Genomic DNA, 20,519 nt, shown 5'->3' on the forward strand with positions numbered 1-20,519 from the left:
GCATGCAAGTCTGGTGCTTGCGCTGCATAGGATTTTAAACAGGAATTATCCCCTCGCAGGTAACGAAGGGACGCTTGAATGTCACCACATGGTTACACAGGAGCGCTCTGGGACAACCGCCCCAAGGCAGTCGCCATGCTCGGCGCCAACGGCAGGCGCGGAATCAGAACGGCTTGCCAGGCGTGATACAGATCGGGTTTTCCGGCCCAGATATCGGCGCTCGGGCGGTTTTGCGGATCGAGTTCATGGTGCCAACTGCCGTCACAGCGGTCGATGAAATGACTGTCACAGAATTCCCAGAACAGTCGGTACCAGGTTTCGTATTGCTCATCGCCGGTGCGTTTAAGCAGCGCGCTGGCGGCGGCGCTGGCTTCGCAATGCGTCCAGTGCAATCGATGGCGAACCACGGCGCGATTGTCCCAGTCGAGGGTGTAGACAATCCCGGGCAGCCCGTCGACATTCCAGCCATGACGGCAATTGTGGTCGAAGAGTTTTTGCGCGTCGCTGGCCAGCCAACCCGGCGTGAGCATCCCGGCCTGAACCCGCGCGGCTTCGAGGTGCAGTAACAGCCGCGCCCACTCGAAACCGTGGCCCGGCGTGGTGCCGTAGGGACGGAAACCGTCAGCCGGGTTGTCGTGGTTGTATTCGCGCAGGGGCTGCCAGTCGCGATCGAAATGCTCGACCACCAAGTAGTCGTTGGCCGCGGCGTGAACATGGATCACTCGTTCAACGATGCGTTGAGCACGGCATAGCCAGCGGTTGTCATCGGTGACATCCGCCAAGGCGAGAAAGGCTTCGGTGGCGTGCATGTTGCTGTTGGCGCCGCGGTAGGCTTCTTCGCCGCTCCAGTCGCGATCAAAGGATTCGCGCATGGCGCCCTCCTCCTCGCTCCAGAAGTGCGTGTCGATGATGTTGATCGCATCGTCGAGCAACGCTTGTGCGCCGGGGCGTTGCGCGACCACTGCGGAACTGGCAGCGAGGGCCACGAAGGCATGCAGGTAAGCAGCCTTGCCGGTGTTGCCGTCGCGATGATGGGCGACGGCAAACCAGCCACCGTGCTCGGCATCGCGCAACGGGCCGCTGAGCGCCTGGATGCCGTGATCGACCAGTTCGGCAAAACCAGGCAAACCCTGGATGTGAGCCATGGCGAAGCTGTGGGTCATGCGGGCGGTGTTCATGGTTTCGGCTTGGGCGTTGGCCGGCAGGCGGCCCTTTTCATCGAGGTTGCCGAAGCCTTCGGCAAGCTTTGAAGCCTTGGCAAATGCCAGCAGGCGCAGGCCTTCGGCGGCGAGCCATTGCTGGTGGGCAGGTGCGTTTAGCCAACTGCTGAAAGCAGGTTGGAAGGTGTCCATGGGGTGCCTTTTTTGTTGTTTTGACTGGGGGCAGTCTAAACAACGGGCGGGGGCGGGCTTGTAACGAAGGGGGCAGGTTTTGTCACTGGGTTGTGACAAAGAGCCACCCCTCACCCTAACCCTCCCGAAACGTCGGACCGCCCCAGAGGGTAGAGGGGACTGACCGAGTTGGTTTTTAGATATTCTGCGACCGAGGAAATAGAGTCGAACTCAGGCTTGGAAGCCGATGGAGATCTGCCCCCTTTCCCCCTCTCCCCCGTGGGGAGAGGGCTGGGGTGAGGGGTGAATCTAAAGGCAGAAACTCAATCCACCGACCGAGGCAAATGCAACGTCACCCTTAACCCGCCTTCACGCAGGTTCTGCAGGCTGACCTCACCGCCATGACTGTGCGCAATGTTGCGCGCAATCCCCAAGCCCAACCCATATCCCTGCTGCTGCCCGGCCAGCCGGAAGTGCGGTTCGAACACCTGCTCCATCCGTTGCTCCGGCACGCCCGGCCCTTCGTCATCGACATGCAGGATGAAGGCACTCTCGTCGTCATCGATATGCAAATGCGCGTTCTGCCCATACTTCAACGCGTTGTCGATCAGGTTGCCGATGCAGCGCTTGAGCGCCAGCGGTTTGCCCGGATACGCCGCCAACGCCCGGCCCTGCTGAGTCACACGACCATTGCCGTTGGGCGCCAGATACGGCTCCACCAGACAATCAAGCACATGGTTGAGATCCACCGGTTCGATGTTTTCGTGAATGTCAGTGTCTTTCACGCATTGCAGCGCGCCTTTGACCAGCAGCTCCAATTCATCCAGATCACGGCCGAACTTGGCTTGCAGCGTTTCGTCTTCGAGCAACTCCACCCGCAACCGCAGGCGGGTGATCGGCGTGCGCAAGTCGTGGGAGATGGCGCTGAACAATTGGCTGCGTTCCGTCAGGTAGCGGCTGATGCGTTCGCGCATCGCGTTGAAGGCGCGACCAACCTCGACCACTTCACTGCCACCGCCTTCGGCCACCGGCTCGACTTCGGCACCGAGGGACATGTCCCGCGCCGCCCGCGCCAAACGCTTCAGCGGACGACTCTGCCAGTGCACCAGCAGGCCAATGAACAACAGCAAGAAGCCGCTGGTGAGGACGATGAACCAGACTTGCTGCGCCGGCAGGCCTTGCTCTTCAAGACTGGTGTAAGGCTCGGGCAAAAGCGAGGCGATGTACAGCCACTCGCCCGGTGCCATCTGGATTTGCGTGACCAGCACGGGGGGATTCACCGGCTCCAGGGTGAGCGCGTAATGCGCCCAGGAGCGCGGCAATTCATCGAGTTTCAGCCCACTGTTGAAGATCCGCAGGTCTTCGGGGCTGACGAAGGTCACCGAAATATCCGTGTCTTGGCCGAGAGACTCGCGCAACACCTGGTCCACCGCCTTGAGCACGGCTTCCTTGCGCGGGGTGATCGGCAGCACTTCCATGCCCAGGGGCTTGTCGTTGAGGGTCACCACGAAACGGGTGCCGCCCATGCTGCGCAATTGATCGAGCACCAAGGGACGAAACGCGACCGGCAGCGAGCGAAAGTAACTGACGCTGGCCGTCATCGAATGGGCGAGGCTGCGGGCGCTGGTCACCAGGCCTTCGAGCTGGGTAGCGCGCAGTTGCGAGACCCAGATCACGCTCGACAAGGTCTGCGCAAACAGCACGGCCAACAGGGTCAGCAGCAACATGCGCCCGAGCAGCGAACGCGGTACCGGCACGCGGGCGGCGAGCGTGCGGAAAAACTCAGTGACCATTGCTGGCAACCACATTGGCTGCCAGTTGGTAGCCGCTGCCGCGCACGGTACGGATCAGTCGCGGCGGTTTTTCGGTATCGCGCAGACGCTGACGCAAACGGCTGACCGCCATGTCGACAATGCGATCCAGCGGCATCAGATCACGGCCACGGGTGGCGTTGCCGATGGTGTCGCGATCGAGTATTTCCTGCGGGTGATCGAGGAACAGTTTCAGCAGCGCAAAATCGGCGCCGGAGAGAATCACTTCTTCACCGTCGATGTGGAACAACCGGTGGCTGACCATGTCCAGCCGCCAGTCGTCGAACGCCAGCACTTCACCGCCGGAACGTTCCTGACCGAACTGCGCGCGGCGCAACAAGGCCTTGATGCGTGCCTGCAATTCACGGGGGCTGAAGGGTTTGCCGAGGTAGTCGTCGGCGCCCAGCTCCAGGCCGATGACGCGGTCGGCCTCGTCGGAGCTGGCGGTGAGCATGATGATCGGCACCTGCGCCTGACGCGGGTGTTGGCGGATCCAGCGGCAGAGGCTGAAACCGTCTTCGTCCGGCAGCATCACGTCGAGGATCACCAGATCGCTCGGCGCTTCATTCATCGCTTGGCGAAAGCCTGCACCATCGGGCGTGGTACGGACCTGGAAACCGGCGCGGGTCAGGTAGGTGTCCAGCAACTCGCGTATCTCTTGATCGTCATCGACCAACAAAATCGACCTGACTGAGCTCACGGGGCGGCGTCCTTGTTGTTTGAATTGGGCGGATTATGCCTGATCGATCATGGTTCTATGTTGTTTGTACTGGCCTCTTCGCGGGCAAGCCTCGCTCCTACAGGTATAGGGTTGGTCGCCATTTTTGTGAACGACTCCAATTCTGTAGGAGCGAGGCTTGCCCGCGAATGAGGCGACTCGGTCTTATGCCTGATCGAGCGCCACACCTGCCCCCATCAACCCGGAATACGGCGCCGTCACCAACCACACCGGGATGCCTTTGAAGTAATCGCTCATGCAGCCCTTGTCGGCGAAGCACCGGGCGAAACCGCTTTCGATGAAGAAATCGGCAAACCGTGGAATCACCCCACCGACGATGTACACGCCGCCGCGTCCACCCGTGGTCAGCACGTTATTGCCGGCCACACGGCCGAGCCAGCAGCAGAACTGCTCCAGCACTTCCAGCGCAATCGGATCGCCGGCCAGACCGGCAGCGGTAATCGACTCCGGGGTATCGAGCACCGGTTCATGACCGTCCACCGCGCAAATCGCCCGGTAGACCCGAGGCAAACCGCTGCCGCTCAACGCGGTTTCAGCGCTGACATGCCCGATCTCATTGAAGATGTGTTGCCACAGTTGCGTTTCACGCGGGCTGCTCAGGGGCAGATCAACGTGACCGCCCTCCCCCGGCAATGCGGCGAAGCGGCCTTCGCCCAGGTCCAGCAACGTGCCGACACCCAGGCCCGTGCCGGGCCCGATCACCACGGCAGGCCGCAACGGTTCCGGCGAGCCTTCGCAGACCACCCGAAACTCGCCCGGCTGCAAACGGGTCATGCCCAGTGCCATTGCCGAGAAATCATTGACCAGCAACAGTTGATCGACCTGCAAGGTCTTGCAGAAACCCTTGCGACTGAGCCGCCAGTGGTTGTTGGTGAACTTGAATTCGTCACCGCTCACCGGGCCGGCCACCGACAGGCACACCGAGCCGATCGAACCCGGCGCCAGCCCAAGCCCGCTCAGGTAGAGGGCAATTGCCTCTTCCGGGCTGGCGTGGTCGGCCGTCGCCAGCACCTGGACGGCTTCCAGCTGCTGGTTTTTCCACAACGCGAACCGTGCGTTGGTCCCACCGATGTCACCGACCAAAGCCAGTTTCAATTAAGCGTCTCCAGGGCAGAAGTAAAGGCGCTGGCGCCCTGCTCTGCGGAGCTGAAGGCCATGCGCATGAAACCAAACAGCTCGCGACCGGTGCCAATGTTATTGCCCAACAGGCCCTTGGCCGGCGTGCGCGCTGCGAATTCTTCGGCGTCCACCTTAAGCTCCAGGGTGCCTTTGACGCCATCGACGCGGATGATATCGCCCTCTTGCACCCGCGCAAGAGCACCACCGACATAAGCTTCGGGACTGACATGAATCGCCGCCGGGATTTTCCCCGATGCGCCGGACATGCGCCCGTCAGTCACCAGCGCCACTTTGAAACCGCGATCCTGCAACACGCCGAGGAACGGCGTCATCTTGTGCAGTTCCGGCATGCCATTGGAGCGCGGACCCTGGAAGCGCATCACGGCGACAAAATCCTTCTCCAGCAAACCGGCCTTGAACGCATCGGCCAAATCCTGCTGATCCTGGAACACCATCGCCGGTGCTTCGACAATCTGGTTTTCCAGGGCGACGGCGGAGACTTTCATCACACCGCGACCGAGGTTGCCTTCCATTACCCGCAAGCCGCCCTCTGGCGAAAACGCACGCGAAACCGGGCGCAGGATGGTTTCATCGAGGCTGTCGGTCACACCTTCGCGCCAGACCAGTTCGCCGTTATCGAGGAACGGTTCCTGGGTGTAGCGGCTCAGGCCATGGCCGAGCACGGTGTTGACGTTTTCGTGGAGCAAGCCGGCTTCCAGCAGTTCGCGGATCAGGAACGACATGCCGCCCGCCGCCTGGAAGTGGTTGATGTCGGCTTTGCCGTTCGGATAGACGTGGCTCAGGGTCGGCACGACTTCGGAGAGGTCGGCCATGTCTTGCCAGGTCAATTGAATACCGGCAGCCATCGCGATGGCCGGCATGTGCAGCGTGTGGTTGGTCGAGCCGCCAGTCGCGTTCAGCGCCACGATGGAGTTGACCAGCGAACGCTCATCGACGATTTCACCGATCGGCATGAAGTTGCCATTTTGCTTGGTTAGGCGCGTGACCTGATGCGCCGCTTCACGGGTCAGGGCATCGCGCAATGGCGTGTTCGGGTTGACGAAAGAAGAGCCCGGCAAGTGCAGGCCCATGACTTCCATCAGCAGCTGGTTGGTGTTGGCGGTGCCGTAAAAAGTACAGGTGCCGGGGCTGTGGTAGGAATTCATTTCCGATTCCAGCAGCTCTTCGCGGCTGGCCTTGCCTTCGGCATAGCGCTGGCGCACATCGGCTTTCTGCTTGTTGGAAATGCCCGAGACCATCGGTCCGCCCGGTACGAAGATCATCGGCAGATGACCGAAGCGCAGCGCGCCCATCATCAGGCCCGGCACGATCTTGTCGCAGATGCCGAGCATCAGCACGCCATCGAACATGTTGTGGGACAGCGCCACGGCAGTGGACAGCGCGATCACTTCACGGCTCGGCAGGCTCAGTTCCATGCCCGGCTCGCCCTGGGTCACGCCATCGCACATCGCTGGAGTGCCGCCGGCGAACTGGCCGACAGAGCCGATCTCGCGCAGGGCTTTTTTGATCTGTTCCGGGAAGACTTCGTACGGCTGATGCGCCGAGAGCATGTCGTTATATGACGAAACAATCGCAATGTTGGCGGAGTTCATCATCCGCAGACTGTTTTTGTCTTCGGTGCCGCAACCGGCCACGCCGTGGGCAAAGTTGGCGCATTGCAGCTTGCCGCGCATCGGACCGTCGCTGGCTGCACCGCGAATGAGCGCAAGGTAAGCCTCACGGGTTGCACGGCTGCGGGCGATAAGCCGTTCGGTGACCTCAATTACGCGGGGATGCATGTGTAGAACTCCAGGCTAACGGATGTGGCGACCTGATTGTCTATGCTGAGCAAGCGCCGGTGTCGATGGGATGACAGACGGTTTTCTTGATCATTCGGACCAGTTGATTCAGGTCACTCGTTGTAGATTGAACAAAATATTGCCATTAAAAAGGCTTGTTTTCTATTTTTATGCGAATAATCTTGTAATTCCAACAACAAAACGACGGCGGCCCTGTTAAATGACTCTTCGAATCGCAATCAATGGTTTTGGCCGAATTGGCCGTAACGTCCTCCGCGCACTGTATACCCAAGGCTATCGCCAAGACCTGCAGATCGTTGCCATCAATGACTTGGGCGACAGCGCGATGAACGCTCATCTGCTCAAGTACGACACTGTTCACGGCACGTTCGACGCCGATGTTCAGCACGATCAGGAAAGCCTGACCGTCAACGGCGACCGCATTGCTGTCAGCGCCATTCGCAACCCGGCCGACCTGCCCTGGGCCGCGGAAAAAATTGATGTCGTGTTCGAATGCACCGGCCTGTTCACCGACCGCGCCAAAGCCGCCGCACATATTACGGCCGGCGCACGCAAAGTGATCATCTCGGCCCCGGCCAAAGGCGCCGACGCCACTGTGGTGTACGGGGTTAACCACGACATTCTGCGCCAATCGCACCAGATCATTTCCAACGCGTCGTGCACCACCAACTGCCTGGCCCCGGTGGCCCAGGTGCTGCACCGCGAACTGGGGATCGAAAGCGGTCTGATGACCACGATCCACGCCTACACCAACGACCAGAACCTGACCGACGTCTACCACACCGACCCGTACCGCGCCCGTTCGGCCACCCAGAACATGATCCCGAGCAAGACCGGCGCCGCTGAAGCGGTCGGCCTGGTGCTGCCGGAACTGGCCGGCAAACTGACCGGCATGGCGGTGCGTGTTCCGGTGATCAATGTGTCGCTGGTGGACCTGACCGTGCAGCTCAAGCGTGAAGCGTCGGCCGATGAAGTGAACGCGCTGCTCAAAGAAGCCAGCCAGCACTCGAAGATTCTCGGCTACAACACCCTGCCGCTGGTCTCCAGCGACTTCAACCACAACCCGCTGTCGTCGATCTTCGACGCCAACCACACCAAGTCCAGCGGCAAGCTGCTCAAGGTACTGGCCTGGTACGACAACGAGTGGGGCTTCTCCAACCGCATGCTCGATAACTGCCTGGCGCTGTGCAACGCAGAGTGACCGGGGAGCAACGCCCATGATCGGTATCAGCTTCACGCAAAAGACCATGGCGGCGCGCAAGCGTATCGCCCTGGTCGCCCATGACCACTGCAAGGTGTTTTTGCTCGACTGGGCCGAACGGCAGAAAGACAAGCTCGCGCAACATGAACTGGTCGCCACCGGCACCACGGGTTTGTTATTGCAACAACGCCTGGATCTGCCGGTGGAAAGCATGATCAGCGGGCCGTTGGGCGGCGATCAGCAACTCGGTGCACGCATCGCCGAGCAGCGGGTCGACATGCTGGTGTTCTTCTGGGACCCGTTCGAACCGCAACCGCATGACCCGGACATCAAGGCGTTGCTGCGGGTCGCGGCGGTCTGGAACATTCCGGTGGCGTGCAATGAATGCAGCGCCGACTACCTGCTCAGCAGCCCGATGATGGAGCAGGCGCACCAACACCGTATCCCCGATTACGCGACTTATCTGCTGGGTCGAGCCTAGCCCTTCGCAAGTCAGCTTCACAAATCAGCACTTGACCACTCAAGCGGATGATAAGCATTATCATCCGCTTGAAATGGATCAGGTCCTCCCGTGAGTCAAGCTCGCTTCAATCACGTCTTCATTGCCCAGCGAGTTTCTCTGCTGCGCACGCTGGAGCGGATGGTCAACAATCACAGCACCGCCGAGGACCTCTTGCAGGAGACCTACCTGCGAGTGACCCGGGCGCTCAGTGAACGGGCCATCGATCACCTTGAACCCTTCGTTTTCCAGACCGCCCGCAACCTGGCGCTGGACCATTTGCGTGCGCGGCGCATTCAGTCCCGCACGATGCTCGACGACGTGCCACTGGACGTGCTGCAGGCGGTTGCCTCACCAGTGAGTAGCGCCGAGGATGCTGCCCATGCCGAACAATTGCTGGAGCGTTTGAACGTGAGCCTCAGTGAACTCAGCCATCGGCAGCAGCAGATTTTCATCCTCAGCCGACTGCACGGGCACAGCTATCTGGAGATCGCCGAAAAGCTCAACGTCTCATTGAGCACCGTGCAGAAAGAACTGAAGCTGATCATGGCGATCTGCATTGGTGTCGCTGAACGGCATGACAGCAGCGGCAAGTTATAAGCGGCAAGCTGCAAGCTAAACTCCGAACTGAGCTCGGGCTTGCAGCTTGTAGCTTGAAACTTAAAACTACTCCACTTGCCACTGCCGAGGAAACACCGTGACGGACACCCACCGTTCCCCTCCGCCCTCCCCGGCGCGGGACGCCGCAAGTGCGATGGACCAGGCTCTGGACTGGCTGATCGTGCTGGGCAGTCCGAGCGAGGAACAGACCCGACAGTTTCATGACTGGCTGGCCGCCGATCCGTTGCATGCCGAAGCGTTCGCCAAGGCTCAGGCGATCTGGGATGGCCCGCAAGTGGTGCAATGCGCACAAAGCCTGGCCGCCCGGCCACCGAAAGTGACGGTCCTGTCGCGCCTGCGTCCGCACTGGAAACCGCTGACCACGGCTGCGGTGCTGATTCTCGGTTTGTTCAGTTTCAGCAATCTGCCGATTCGGCTCCAGGCCGATCACTTGACTGTGGTCGGTGAACGCCAGCGTCTGCAACTGGAGGACGGCTCGAAAGTCCTGCTCAATACCAACTCCGCGTTCTCCAGCACCATCAACGATCAACAGCGCGTGGCCCGGCTATATCAGGGCGAGGCGTTTTTCGAGGTACCTGCCAATCGCGGCCAGCCACTGGAAATCGACGCCGGACCGGTCAAGGCCAGCGTGCGCGATACCGCGTTTGCCGTGCGTTATCTGGATGGCGTGGCGCAGGTTCGGGTGCAGCGTGGCGATGTCGATCTGCGGGCCACCCGCGACGATGCCCGGGTGCGACTGTCTGCCGGGGAAAGCATCCGTATCGGCCCCAACGGTTTCGACAGCCCGGCCAAACTCGATGCAGCCACGGACCTGGCGTGGGTCCAGGGCCGACTGGTGTTCGAGAACTGCCCGCTGAGCCAAGTGCTGGCGGAGCTGCGCCGCTATTATCCGGGCTGGATCATCAACACCAACGAGCAGTTGGCCGACGTCGCCGTGACCGGCAATTACCGTCTCGACCAGCCGTTGGACGTGGTCCGCTCGCTCGCTCACATCACCTCCGCACGCCTCCAGGAATTCCCCGCGTTGGTGATCTTGAACTAAATGAGAATTATTTTTACTCGATAGCCAAAGCTCGTTCGTCTCGTTATAGCCAATGCAATTGATTCGCATCTCGCCATGCCAATCAGCACCTATAAAGATTCGTGCGACACGGAGCGCTATCGATGTCCTCTCGCCATACCCGCCAGTCCTCTTCACCTTCCCGCGTGCTGTCGCTGCTGACGGCCGCCATCCTGATGGCCGGCAGCGCGCCGCTGCTGGCCGCCACTGCCGCCGGGCAGCCGACCCGCAACATGGGCGATTACGCGTTTGCCATCCCGCAGCAGTCGCTGGTCTCGGCACTCAATGCCTTTACCGCGGTGACAGGCTGGCAAGTCGGCTTGCCCGCCGAACTGGCGGACGGTGTGGCCTCGCCGGGTGTGCGCGGTTCGTTGCCACCGGAAAATGCCCTCGATCGCCTGTTGGTGGGGACCAACCTGAGCTATCGCAAACTGGGCAGTAACAACATCGTGCTGGAAAAGCGCAGCAACAGTAACGCGCTCAACCTGGATCAGGTGACCATCAGCGCCACCCGAAATGAACAGGACGTGAGCAGCGTGCCGAGCACGGTGACGGTCCAGACCCGCGAAGACCTGGACCGCAACAACGTCAATAACATCAAGGATCTGGTGCGCTACGAACCGGGCGTATCGGTCGGCGGCGCCGGCCAGCGTGCCGGTCTGACGGGTTACAACATCCGCGGCATCGACGGCGACCGCGTGCTGACGCAGATCGACGGCGTGCAAGTGCCCGACAGTTTCTTCAACGGCCCTTATGCCCAGACCAACCGCAACTACGTCGACCCCGAGATCGTCAAACGCGTTGAAATCCTGCGCGGCCCGGCGTCGGTGCTTTACGGCAGCAACGCCATCGGCGGCGCGGTCAGCTACTACACGCTGGACCCGGACGACATCATCAAACCGGGCAAGGACGTCGGCGCACGTTTGAAAACCGGTTACAGCTCGGCGGATGACAGCGGGTTGACCTCCGGCACGGTCGCCGGTCGCACCGGTGACTTCGACGGTTTGCTGCACTTGAGCCAACGCAACGGTCATGAAACCGAATCCTACGGCGAAACCGGCGGCATCGGCCTGAACCGTACCGAAGCTAACCCCGAGGACGTGCGCACCACCAACGTGTTGGCCAAACTGGGCTGGGACTATGCCGACGACGCGCGCTTCGGCCTGACCTACGAGCACTACAAGGACGACCGCGACACCCATCAGCTGAGCGCCGTGGGCGGCCCGTTCAATGCGGGTCGCGGTTTCGGCTTCTATAAATCCCGCACCGGCAACGACACGGTCACCCGCGAGCGCTTCGGCCTTGAACACCGCTTCGGCCTGGACAGTGTGCTGGCCGACAACATCAAGTGGTCGCTGAACTACCAGATCGCCAAGACCGACCAGAGCACCGAAGAAATCTACGCGCCGTCGCGTACCGTGCTGCGTAACCGCGATACCAATTACAAGGATCGCCAATGGGTGTTCGATGCTCAGGCTGACAAGTCGTTCGTCATCGCCGACACCGATCACCTTTTCACCTATGGCACCACCATCAAGCAGGACAAAGTCACCGGCCTGCGTACCGGCAGCGGCACTTGCCTGACCGTGGCGGGTGCTTGCCGGGTCATCGGTGCACCAAGTGCCGCCGACACCCTGAAACCGGCCAGCGACTTCCCGGACCCGACCATCAACAGCTACAGCCTGTTTGCCCAGGACCAGATCAGCTGGGGCAACTGGACCTTCCTGCCCGGCGCGCGCTACGACTACACCGAACTCAAGCCGCACATCACCGACGAGTTCCTGGCCACCGCCGACCAGAGCGGCAACGGCGTGGTGAGCGATAGCACAAAAACCTGGCATCGTCTGTCGCCAAAATTCGGCACCACTTACAGCTTCAACGACAACTACACCTGGTACGGCCAATACGCCGAAGGCTTCCGCACGCCGACCGCCAAGGCTTTGTACGGTCGTTTCGAAAACCTGGCGGGCGGCTACCAGGTCGCGCCCAACCCGGACCTGGAACCGGAAAAGAGCAAGAGCTATGAAACCGGCCTGCGCGGTCAGTTCGACGCAGGCACGTTCGATGTGGCGGTGTTCTACAACAAATACCGCGACTTCATCGACGAGAACGCCATCACCCCCGGCTACAGCGAGACCACGTTCCAGAGCAATAACATTGCCCACGCCACCATCAAGGGCGTTGAGCTCAAGGGTCGCCTGAACCTCGACAGTATCGGCGCCCCGACCGGCCTCTACACTCAAGGCTCGGTGGCTTACCTGTACGGCCGCAACGACGACAACGGTCAGCCGCTGAACAGCATCAACCCGCTGACCGGCGTGTTCGGCCTCGGATACGACCAGGATAACTACGGCGCCCTGTTGAGCTGGACTCTGGTCAAACGCAAGACCCGCGTCGACAGCACCAGCTTCAAAACCCCGGACGGCACCAGCACCCAGTTCAAGACCCCGGGTTATGGCGTGCTCGACCTGGCTGGTTTCTACAAGGTGACCGACGACGTGACCGTCAATGCCGGCCTGTACAACCTGACCGACAAGAAATACTGGCAGTGGGACGACGTGCGCGGTTACGACAGCGTCGGGGAAGCCTCGGTGACGCAACCGGCCAATCTCGATCGCCTGACCCAACCGGGCCGCAACTTCGCGATCAATCTGGTCTGGGACATCTGATGCTGATGACTTCACTGCGCCGCTTTTTATAAAAGCGCTGCAGTGAGGTTTTTTTACTGTCTGGTGCCCTCTTGTTCGTCTCGTTACCAAGCGCCTCTTTTTCTCAAGGATTTCTCATGACCCCTCAGGACACCGCTCAACGCCCTGCTCTGCGTTCGCAACGTTTGAACCAGATCACCAACGAGCCTCACACCAAACTCGATGCCTTGGTCAAAGCCCACGCACCGTTCGAAACCCAGGCCAATTTCGCCCGTTTCGTGGTGGCGCAGTATTTGTTTCAGTCGGAACTGGTGTCGCTGTACAACGATGCAGAGTTGACCGCCATCGTTGCGGACTTGCCGGCGCGTTGCCGGGCCGAAGCGGCCAAGGCTGACCTGGCGGATCTGGACACTGAAGTGCCGGCACCGGTGGCTGGCGCGGTGAACAACCCTAGCAAGGCCGAAGCGCTGGGCTGGCTGTTCGTTTCCGAAGGTTCGAAGTTGGGCGCAGCGTTCCTGATCAAGCGTGCTGTGGGTCTGGGCTTGAGCGAAACGTTCGGCGCCCGCCACCTCGGCGAACCGGCAGGTGGTCGGGCTGAAGGCTGGAAAAACTTCGTCAAAACCCTCGACTCGCTGGCGTTCAGCGCTCAGGAAGAAGCGGAAATCGAGCAGGCCGCTGTCGATGCGTTCAACCGCTTCACCGTGCTGCTGGAACAGGCTTACACCCCCGAACTCGCCTGACACACCACTTTCCCTGTAGGAGCGAGGCTTGCCCGCGAAGAACGATAACGCGGTCTGTCTGAAGCACCGCGTCGTACCATTCGCGGGCAAGCCTCGCTCCTACAAAGCACCGTAAACCTTATGATCACCACGTCAAAACTCGTCCGCATTCTGTTCGGCCTGCTGGCCTATGTCAGCCTGGGCATCGGTCTGATCGCCATCGTCATTCCCGGCCTGCCGACCACCGAGTTCATCCTGCTCGCCGCCTGGGCCGCGACCAGGAGTTCGCCGCGCCTGAGTGCCTGGCTGGAAAACCATCGGCTGTTCGGGCCGATCCTCTGCAACTGGCGCAACGGCAAAATCATCGCGCGTCGAGCCAAGGTCAGCGCCACCGTGAGCATGCTGCTGTGCGCCGGGTTGATGCTGGTAATGCTCGATCACGGCTGGCCGATTTACCTGGCCATTGCAGGCATGAGCCTGGGCAATCTGTGGATCTGGTCGCGACCGGAATCACTACCGCAACCCTCCTGACTCCACCGCGATTTTTCCCCGTTTTAATCCGCTTTTCGGCACATTTTTCCGCGCAAACGTTCAACCATGACCGTTCGTCGGAGCCACCATCATGCATCCTCGCCCTACGCCGATGTGCATTAAATGGCGCTGAATGGACTTGGCGAACCGGGTCGACATCGGCCCACAGCCAACACTTCACCCATTCGCGAGTTCGCCCTATGTTCGACTCTCTCTCTATCCGCCTGAAAATCGTCTTGCTGTCCGGCCTTTGCCTGCTGGGCGTGGTCGTGCTGATCGTCAGCATGAACTTCCACCAGACCAATCAGAACGATGAACTGGTCAGCGCCTCGAGCAGCAAGATGCTCACCGCCAGCGTGCAGGACCTGCTCCAGGCCAAGGCCGCCGAACAAGCGGTGCGGGTGCAGAAGACCTTCGGCGAAAGTCTGCTGGTGGTGACGTCCCTGGCGGACCAGATCAAGGACATGCGCACCCTGGCCGCCAAGCGCTCGCTTGAGGCCGGTGCCCTGCGTGAGGAGTTGAACCAGAGCCTGAAAACCGCGTTCGAGCGCAACAGCAAAGTGCTGGGGATCTGGCTGGCGTTCGAGCCCAATGGCCTCGACGGCAAGGACAGCGAGTTCGCCAACGATGCGGCTCGCCAGTCCAACGAAGCCGGGCGTTTCGCCAGTTACTGGAGCCGTGCCGGGGGGGCCGGGATCAACACGATCATGGTCGAAGACGACATGACCAAAACCACCTTGAGCCTCAGCGGTACGCCTTACAACAGCTGGTACACCTGCCCTCGCGACAGCAAACGCACCTGCTTGCTGGACCCGTATGCCGACACCGTCGGCGGCAAGGAAATGCTGATGACCACCATTTCCGTACCGCTGCTGGTGGATGGCAAATCCATCGGCGTGGTCGGTGTCGACATCGCTCTCGACGCTCTGCAGGCAGCCGCTGTCGATTCCCAGCGTGATCTGTTCAACAACGCCGGGCACATGCTGATCGTCTCCGGCAGCGGCGTGCTCGCCGGTTACAGCGTTGACGCGAGCAAGGTCGGAAAAAGCATCGGCGACACGCTGGGCGCGGATGGCAAGGAAGTCCTGCAATTGCTCAGCGGCGGCGCACCGAAGATTCTTGAACAAGGCGACTTGATCCGTGCGGTGTATCCAGTCAGCCCGATTCCCGACTCCAAAGCCTGGGGCGTGGTGATCGACCTGCCCAAACACGTGCTGCTGGCCGATTCGGTCAAGCTGCAAGCGGTGCTCGATGACGCCCAGCAAAGCGGCACGATCAAAGCGGTGCTGGTGGCTGTCGCGGCAGGCCTGGTCGGTCTGTTGCTGATCTGGCTCACCGCGTCGGGCGTGACCCGGCCGATCAACAGCGTTGCCGAGATGCTCAAGGCGATTGCCAGCGGCGACGGCGACCTGACGCAGCGTCTGCACTACAGCAAGAAGGATGAACTGGGCGAACTGGTCAGCTGGTTCAACCGTTTCCTCGACAAGCTGCAACCGACCATCGCGCAGATCAAACAAAGCATCACCGACGCCCGGGGCACCGCCGACCAGTCTTCGGAAATCGCCCGTCAGACCAGCGAAGGCATGCAAGTGCAGTTCCGCGAAATCGACCAGGTCGCCACCGCGTCCAACGAAATGAGCGCCACCGCCCACGACGTCGCCAACAGCGCCTCGAACGCCGCCAATGCCGCGAAAGGCGCCGACCAGTCGGCTCGCGATGGCATGTCGATCATCGAACGCAGCACCCGCGACATCAATCAACTGGCCGACGAAGTCAGCAAGGCCGTGACCGAAGTCGAAGCGCTGGCGGTCAACAGCGAGCAAATCGGTTCGGTGCTGGAAGTGATCCGCAGCATCGCCGAACAGACCAACCTGCTGGCCCTGAACGCGGCCATCGAAGCCGCCCGTGCCGGCGAGAGTGGTCGCGGGTTTGCTGTAGTGGCCGATGAAGTGCGCAACCTGGCCAAACGCACCCAGGATTCGGTGGAAGAAATCCGCATCGTGATCGAGCGCATTCAGACCGGCACGCGCGGCGTGGTCGCCACCATGCATTCGAGCCAGACCCAGGCCCACAGCAATGCCGGGCAGATCCAGCAAGCGGTGCAGGCCTTGAGCAAAATCAGCGACGCGGTCACGGTGATCAGCGACATGAACCTGCAAATCGCCAGCGCCGCCGAACAGCAAAGCGCCGTGGCCGAAGAGGTCAACCGCAACGTCTCGGCGATCCGTACCGTCACCGAAACCCTGACCGGCCAGGCCACTGAATCGGCGCAGATCAGCAGCCAACTCAACTCTCTGACCACCCACCAGATGAAACTGATGGATCAGTTCCGGGTATAACTGGAGCTGCCCCTGTAGGAGCGAGCGGTGCGGCGATCCGACTTGCCCGCGAAAGCGGTTTATCAGTCGACATCAATGTTGAATGATCAACCGCCTTCGCGGGCAAGTCGGATCGCCGCACCGCTCGCTCCTACAAAGGGATTTTCATCCGGGCGAGCAGATTTTTGATCTATGCTCGGGCTCTCGCTCCGGAGGGCCTTCGATGACTGGTTTACTCACGTCCATTCAAGCCGCACTCGGCTTGCCTCTCACGCCGATTCCTTTTACGTCGAGCGGCGCCCTGCCCTCGGCGTTTGCCGTGACGGACCTGGCCTGCGCCAGCATCGCGGCTGCCGGCCAAGCGGTCAGCGAATTACTGCAGCAACACACCGGTCGTTTGCCCGGCCTTGAAGTCGACCGCCGCCTGGCCTCTTTCTGGTTCGCCACTTCGATTCGCCCCGTGGGCTGGAGCGTGCCACCGCTGTGGGACCCGGTGGCCGGAGACTACGCGACCCAGGACGGCTGGATCCGCTTGCACACCAACGCACCGCATCATCGCACCGCCGCCGAAAGCGTGCTCGGCGCCTGTGCCGACCGTGCGGCGATGGCGAGCAAGGTTGCGCAATGGGCTAAAACCGATCTGGAACAGGCCGTGGTCGATGCCGGTGGGTGCGCCGCCGAGATGCGCAGCTGGGCGCAATGGCAGGCGCATCCTCAAGGGTTGGCGGTGAACGCCGAACCGTTGATTCAGTTCAGCGCCGCGTCCTCTCAACAGCCGAAATCGTGGCAGGGTTCAGTGGCGCAACCGCTGGCCGGGATCAAGGTGCTGGACCTCACGCGCGTACTCGCCGGCCCCGTCGCCAGTCGTTTTCTCGCCGGCCTCGGCGCCGATGTGTTGCGCATCGACCCACCGACCTGGAACGAACCCGGTGTGGTGCCGGAAGTCACGTTGGGCAAACGCTGTGCGCGACTGGACCTGCACAACAATGACGACCGAACGGTGTTCGAAAGCTTGCTCAAGGACGCCGATATCGTGCTCCACGGCCATCGCGCCGATGCACTGGAAAAGCTGGGTTACGGTGTTGCCGAGCGCCAAAAACTGGCGCCGGGCCTGATTGATGTGTGCCTCAACGCCTACGGTTGGAGCGGCCCTTGGCAAAACCGCCGCGGCTTCGACAGCCTGGTGCAGATGAGCAGCGGGATTGCCGACGCGGGGATGCTGTGGCAGAAAATGGACAAGCCGACGCCGCTGCCGGTTCAGGCACTTGATCATGCGACCGGGTATTTGATGGCGGCTGCGGCGATCACCTTGTTGGGACGTGGCGGGTCAGCCCGGTTGTCGCTGGCGCGCACGGCGAAGTTGTTGATTGAAAACGGCGTGGGAACCGATGAGGCGCTGCGAGCAGAAGATGAAAACGATCAAGGCATGCTGGTTGAGCAGACGCCTTGGGGGCCGGCGCATCGGCTTCATGTGCCGCTGAAAATCACCGGGACGCCGTTGCAATGGGCGCTTCCGGCCTCTGAATTGGGTTCCCATCGCGCGCAATGGTGGTGACCGTTCTGGCCCCATCGCCAGCAGGCTGGCTCCCACAGTGAATCTGTATCGTTCACAACACCTGTGGGAGCCAGCCAAACCAAATCATCAAAATCAAGACAGTTGCCCACAGCGGATTTATGTCGATCACAAAACCTGTGGGAGCCAGCCTGCTGGCGATGAGGCCGGAACAAACAACTCAATCCATCCGGCTCAACGACGTCCAAAGCACCTGCGCCGCATACCCTCGACAAGGTCGCCAAGCCTCGGCCCGCCTCAACAAATCCCGCGCCGTCACCGCCCCACCCTCAAGCGCCGCCAGCGCATTGATCAACCCCACATCCCCACTCGGAAACGCATCCATCTCCCGCAACTGCCTCAACGCAATGTACTGCGCCGTCCAGTCGCCAATCCCGTGCAACGCCAGCAAGCGCGCCACACCGCCCTCCCGCCCCGGCTCAAACAGCAGGGGATCATCCAGCAACGCCTGAGCCACGCCGGACAAAGTCCGCCCGCGACTTTTCGGCATGCCCAACGTCGCCAGATCCGCCTCCGCCAAAACGACTGCGTCAGGAAACACATGCGTCAATCCGGGCATCGGCGACGGCAAGGGCTGCCCATACTGCGCCACCAGTTTCCCCGCCAGCTTGATCGCCGCGCCCACGGTAATCTGCTGGCCGAGCACTGCACGAATCGCCAACTCCAACCCATCCCACGCGCCCGGTACCCGCAGCCCTGGACGTTCGGCAATCAGCCGCTGCATCAACGGATCACCCGCTAACTGTCGATGGATCTCAGGCAAATCCGCATCCAGATCAAACATCCGCCGTAGCCGTGTGACGATCTGCGGCACGGCCGCCGGATCAGGAAAACCCAGCGTCACTTCCAGCGCATCGCCCGCCGCAGGCCTGATCGAAAACGTACCGTGAACACCGTTCAACCCGATGCTTCGCGAATAAACGCCATCGACCACCGTTTCCATCCCGGCTACCGCCCGTGCCGACAAAAACCCCAGCATCGCCGACCAGTCATACGGCGGTTGATACGCCAGCAACAACCTCAAAACGACAACAATCCGCTGTACAACCCGTAGGCGGCCAGCCCTGCGCCGCTGATCACGCAGGTGAAAATGCCTTTCTCGATATGAGTAAACAGAGGCTCCCCCTGTTCGTGTTTGGCCTTGGCAAACAAGATCACCCCCGGCGCATACAACAGCGCCGACAGCAGCAAATACTTCACCCCGCCCGCATACAACAACCACACCGCATAACCCAGTGCGATGCCCCCGATCATCAGGTCCTTGGTGCGTTCGGCCGACGCGTGCTCGTAGGTTTCGCCGCGTCCGCTCAACAGCACCGCGTACGCCGCCGACCACAGGTACGGCACCAGAATCATCGACGATGCGAGGTAGATCAGGCTGGTGTAAGTCCCGGCGGAAAACAGCGTGATCAGCAGGAAAATCTGGATCATCACGTTGGTCAGCCACAACGCATTGACCGGCACGTGGTTGGCGTTTTCCTTGGTCAGGAAGGCCGGCATGGTCTTGTCCTTGGCCGTGGCGAACAAAATTTCAGCGCAGAGCAGCGCCCAGGACAGCAACGCACCCAGCAGCGAAATCGCCAGGCCGATGCTGATCAGCAGCGCGCCCCAAGGGCCGACGATGTGTTCCAGCACCGCCGCCAAAGAAGGGTTCTGCAGGTTGGCCAATTCAGGCTGGCTCATGATCCCCAGGGACAACACGTTCACCAGCACCAGCAGTACCAACACGCCGAGAAAACCAATGACCGTCGCCCGGCCGACGTCCGAGCGTTTTTCCGCTCGCGCCGAATACACACTGGCGCCTTCAATACCGATGAACACGAACACGGTGACCAGCATCATGTTGCGCACCTGGTCCATCACGCCACCGAAATTCGGGTTGCTGTGGCCCCAGATGTCGCGGGTGAAGATGTCGGCCTTGAAGGCCACGGCGGCGATGACGATGAACATGATCAGCGGCACGATCTTGGCCACGGTGGTCAGCTGATTGATGAAGGTCGCCTCCTTGATCCCGCGCATCACCAGAAAATGCACGGCCCACAGAAGCACCGAGGCGCAGCCGATGGCGATCGGCGTGTTGCCCTGGCCGAACACCGGAAAGAAATATCCGAGGGTGCTGAACAGCAACACGAAATAACCGACGTTGCCCAGCCAGGCGCTGATCCAGTAACCCCAGGCGGACGAGAACCCCATGTAATCGCCGAAACCGGCCTTGGCGTAGGCGTACACCCCGGAGTCCAGTTCAGGTTTGCGATTGGCCAGGGTCTGGAACACGAAGGCCAGGGTCAACATGCCCACAGCGGTGATCGCCCAACCAATCAAGATCGCCCCGGCATCGGCACGCGCGGCCATGTTTTGCGGCAAGGAAAAAATCCCGCCGCCGATCATCGAACCCACCACCAGGGCGATCAGGGCACTCAGACGAAGCTTTTGCGTCGGTTGCGACATTCCTGCGTCTCCATTTCCCGCCGCGACTATCACCGCGAGACCGTCACATAGTTGGTTTTAACTAAATAGATAAAGCGTAAT

16 protein-coding genes and 1 pseudogene are annotated in these 20,519 nt (G+C 61.1%); 10 read left to right on the forward strand and 7 right to left on the reverse strand.

All coding sequences use genetic code 11. From position 1 onward, the window contains the following. Positions 1 to 92: 92 nt before the first annotated feature. The 5 genes from ACYZT6_RS20295 to edd all read right to left on the reverse strand — a co-directional run bounded on the left by ACYZT6_RS20295 (position 93) and on the right by edd (position 6,799). Positions 93 to 1,352, reverse strand: coding sequence for a D-mannose isomerase (locus ACYZT6_RS20295; RefSeq protein ID WP_462028372.1), 1,260 nt, complete (start codon positions 1,350 to 1,352; stop codon positions 93 to 95). A gap of 302 nt (positions 1,353 to 1,654) precedes the next feature. After that, positions 1,655 to 3,124, reverse strand: coding sequence for an ATP-binding protein (locus ACYZT6_RS20300; RefSeq protein ID WP_462028373.1), 1,470 nt, complete (start codon positions 3,122 to 3,124; stop codon positions 1,655 to 1,657). Beyond that, positions 3,114 to 3,842: a response regulator gene (locus tag ACYZT6_RS20305; protein WP_131059773.1), complete on the reverse strand. Its 729-nt coding sequence runs from the start codon at positions 3,840 to 3,842 to the stop codon at positions 3,114 to 3,116. The genes ACYZT6_RS20300 and ACYZT6_RS20305 overlap by 11 nt, the downstream gene beginning before the upstream one ends. Before the next feature lie 183 nt (positions 3,843 to 4,025). After that, a complete protein-coding gene (locus ACYZT6_RS20310; RefSeq protein ID WP_462028374.1) occupies positions 4,026 to 4,976 on the reverse strand; it encodes a glucokinase in 951 nt (316 codons plus the stop codon). Further along, the gene (edd, locus tag ACYZT6_RS20315; protein WP_462028375.1) at positions 4,973 to 6,799 is read right to left on the reverse strand and encodes a phosphogluconate dehydratase; all 1,827 of its coding nucleotides are present in this window, start codon (positions 6,797 to 6,799) and stop codon (positions 4,973 to 4,975) included. Before edd ends, ACYZT6_RS20310 begins: the two co-directional genes overlap by 4 nt. Before the next feature lie 220 nt (positions 6,800 to 7,019). On the opposite strand from edd, the gene gap reads away from it, so the two are divergent. From gap to ACYZT6_RS20365, 10 genes and pseudogenes are all read left to right on the forward strand, one after another. Beyond that, positions 7,020 to 8,021 carry a type I glyceraldehyde-3-phosphate dehydrogenase gene (gene gap / locus ACYZT6_RS20320; RefSeq protein ID WP_461976146.1) on the forward strand — a complete coding sequence of 334 codons (1,002 nt, stop codon included), beginning with the start codon at positions 7,020 to 7,022 and terminating at the stop codon, positions 8,019 to 8,021. A gap of 16 nt (positions 8,022 to 8,037) precedes the next feature. Next, the gene (locus tag ACYZT6_RS20325; protein WP_462028376.1) at positions 8,038 to 8,502 is read left to right on the forward strand and encodes a methylglyoxal synthase; all 465 of its coding nucleotides are present in this window, start codon (positions 8,038 to 8,040) and stop codon (positions 8,500 to 8,502) included. A 90-nt stretch (positions 8,503 to 8,592) separates the two neighbouring features. Beyond that, positions 8,593 to 9,120, forward strand: coding sequence for an RNA polymerase sigma factor (locus ACYZT6_RS20330; RefSeq protein ID WP_462028377.1), 528 nt, complete (start codon positions 8,593 to 8,595; stop codon positions 9,118 to 9,120). A 97-nt stretch (positions 9,121 to 9,217) separates the two neighbouring features. Further along, complete coding sequence (locus tag ACYZT6_RS20335) at positions 9,218 to 10,183, forward strand: FecR family protein (protein ID WP_462028378.1); 966 nt, start codon at positions 9,218 to 9,220, stop codon at positions 10,181 to 10,183. A 122-nt stretch (positions 10,184 to 10,305) separates the two neighbouring features. Continuing rightward, on the forward strand, positions 10,306 to 12,870 hold the full coding sequence (locus tag ACYZT6_RS20340; protein ID WP_462028379.1) for a TonB-dependent receptor: 2,565 nt from the start codon (positions 10,306 to 10,308) through the stop codon (positions 12,868 to 12,870). A 116-nt stretch (positions 12,871 to 12,986) separates the two neighbouring features. Next, the gene (locus tag ACYZT6_RS20345) at positions 12,987 to 13,589 is read left to right on the forward strand and encodes a biliverdin-producing heme oxygenase (protein WP_462028380.1); all 603 of its coding nucleotides are present in this window, start codon (positions 12,987 to 12,989) and stop codon (positions 13,587 to 13,589) included. 120 nt (positions 13,590 to 13,709) lie between these two features. Beyond that, positions 13,710 to 14,099, forward strand: a complete 390-nt coding sequence (locus tag ACYZT6_RS20350; protein WP_462028381.1) for a YbaN family protein — start codon at positions 13,710 to 13,712, stop codon at positions 14,097 to 14,099. Between the two features lie 464 nt (positions 14,100 to 14,563). Next, a pseudogene (locus tag ACYZT6_RS20355) lies at positions 14,564 to 15,580 on the forward strand (methyl-accepting chemotaxis protein); the annotation flags it as partial. Between the two features lie 102 nt (positions 15,581 to 15,682). After that, positions 15,683 to 16,438: a methyl-accepting chemotaxis protein gene (locus ACYZT6_RS20360; protein ID WP_411738967.1), complete on the forward strand. Its 756-nt coding sequence runs from the start codon at positions 15,683 to 15,685 to the stop codon at positions 16,436 to 16,438. Positions 16,439 to 16,640: 202 nt separating this feature from the next. Then, complete coding sequence (locus ACYZT6_RS20365; protein WP_462028382.1) at positions 16,641 to 17,972, forward strand: CoA transferase; 1,332 nt, start codon at positions 16,641 to 16,643, stop codon at positions 17,970 to 17,972. A gap of 178 nt (positions 17,973 to 18,150) precedes the next feature. Here the strand turns inward: ACYZT6_RS20365 and ACYZT6_RS20370 are convergent, their stop codons facing one another. Together ACYZT6_RS20370 and arcD are read right to left on the reverse strand one after the other, a co-directional pair. Continuing rightward, positions 18,151 to 19,014, reverse strand: a complete 864-nt coding sequence (locus ACYZT6_RS20370) for a DNA-3-methyladenine glycosylase family protein (protein ID WP_462028383.1) — start codon at positions 19,012 to 19,014, stop codon at positions 18,151 to 18,153. Continuing rightward, positions 19,011 to 20,438 (reverse strand): arginine-ornithine antiporter, encoded by a 1,428-nt coding sequence (gene arcD / locus ACYZT6_RS20375; RefSeq protein WP_462028384.1) that lies wholly within the window; start codon positions 20,436 to 20,438, stop codon positions 19,011 to 19,013. Before arcD ends, ACYZT6_RS20370 begins: the two co-directional genes overlap by 4 nt. Positions 20,439 to 20,519: the final 81 nt, after the last annotated feature.

The organism is Pseudomonas sp. RT6P73, assembly GCF_054897715.1.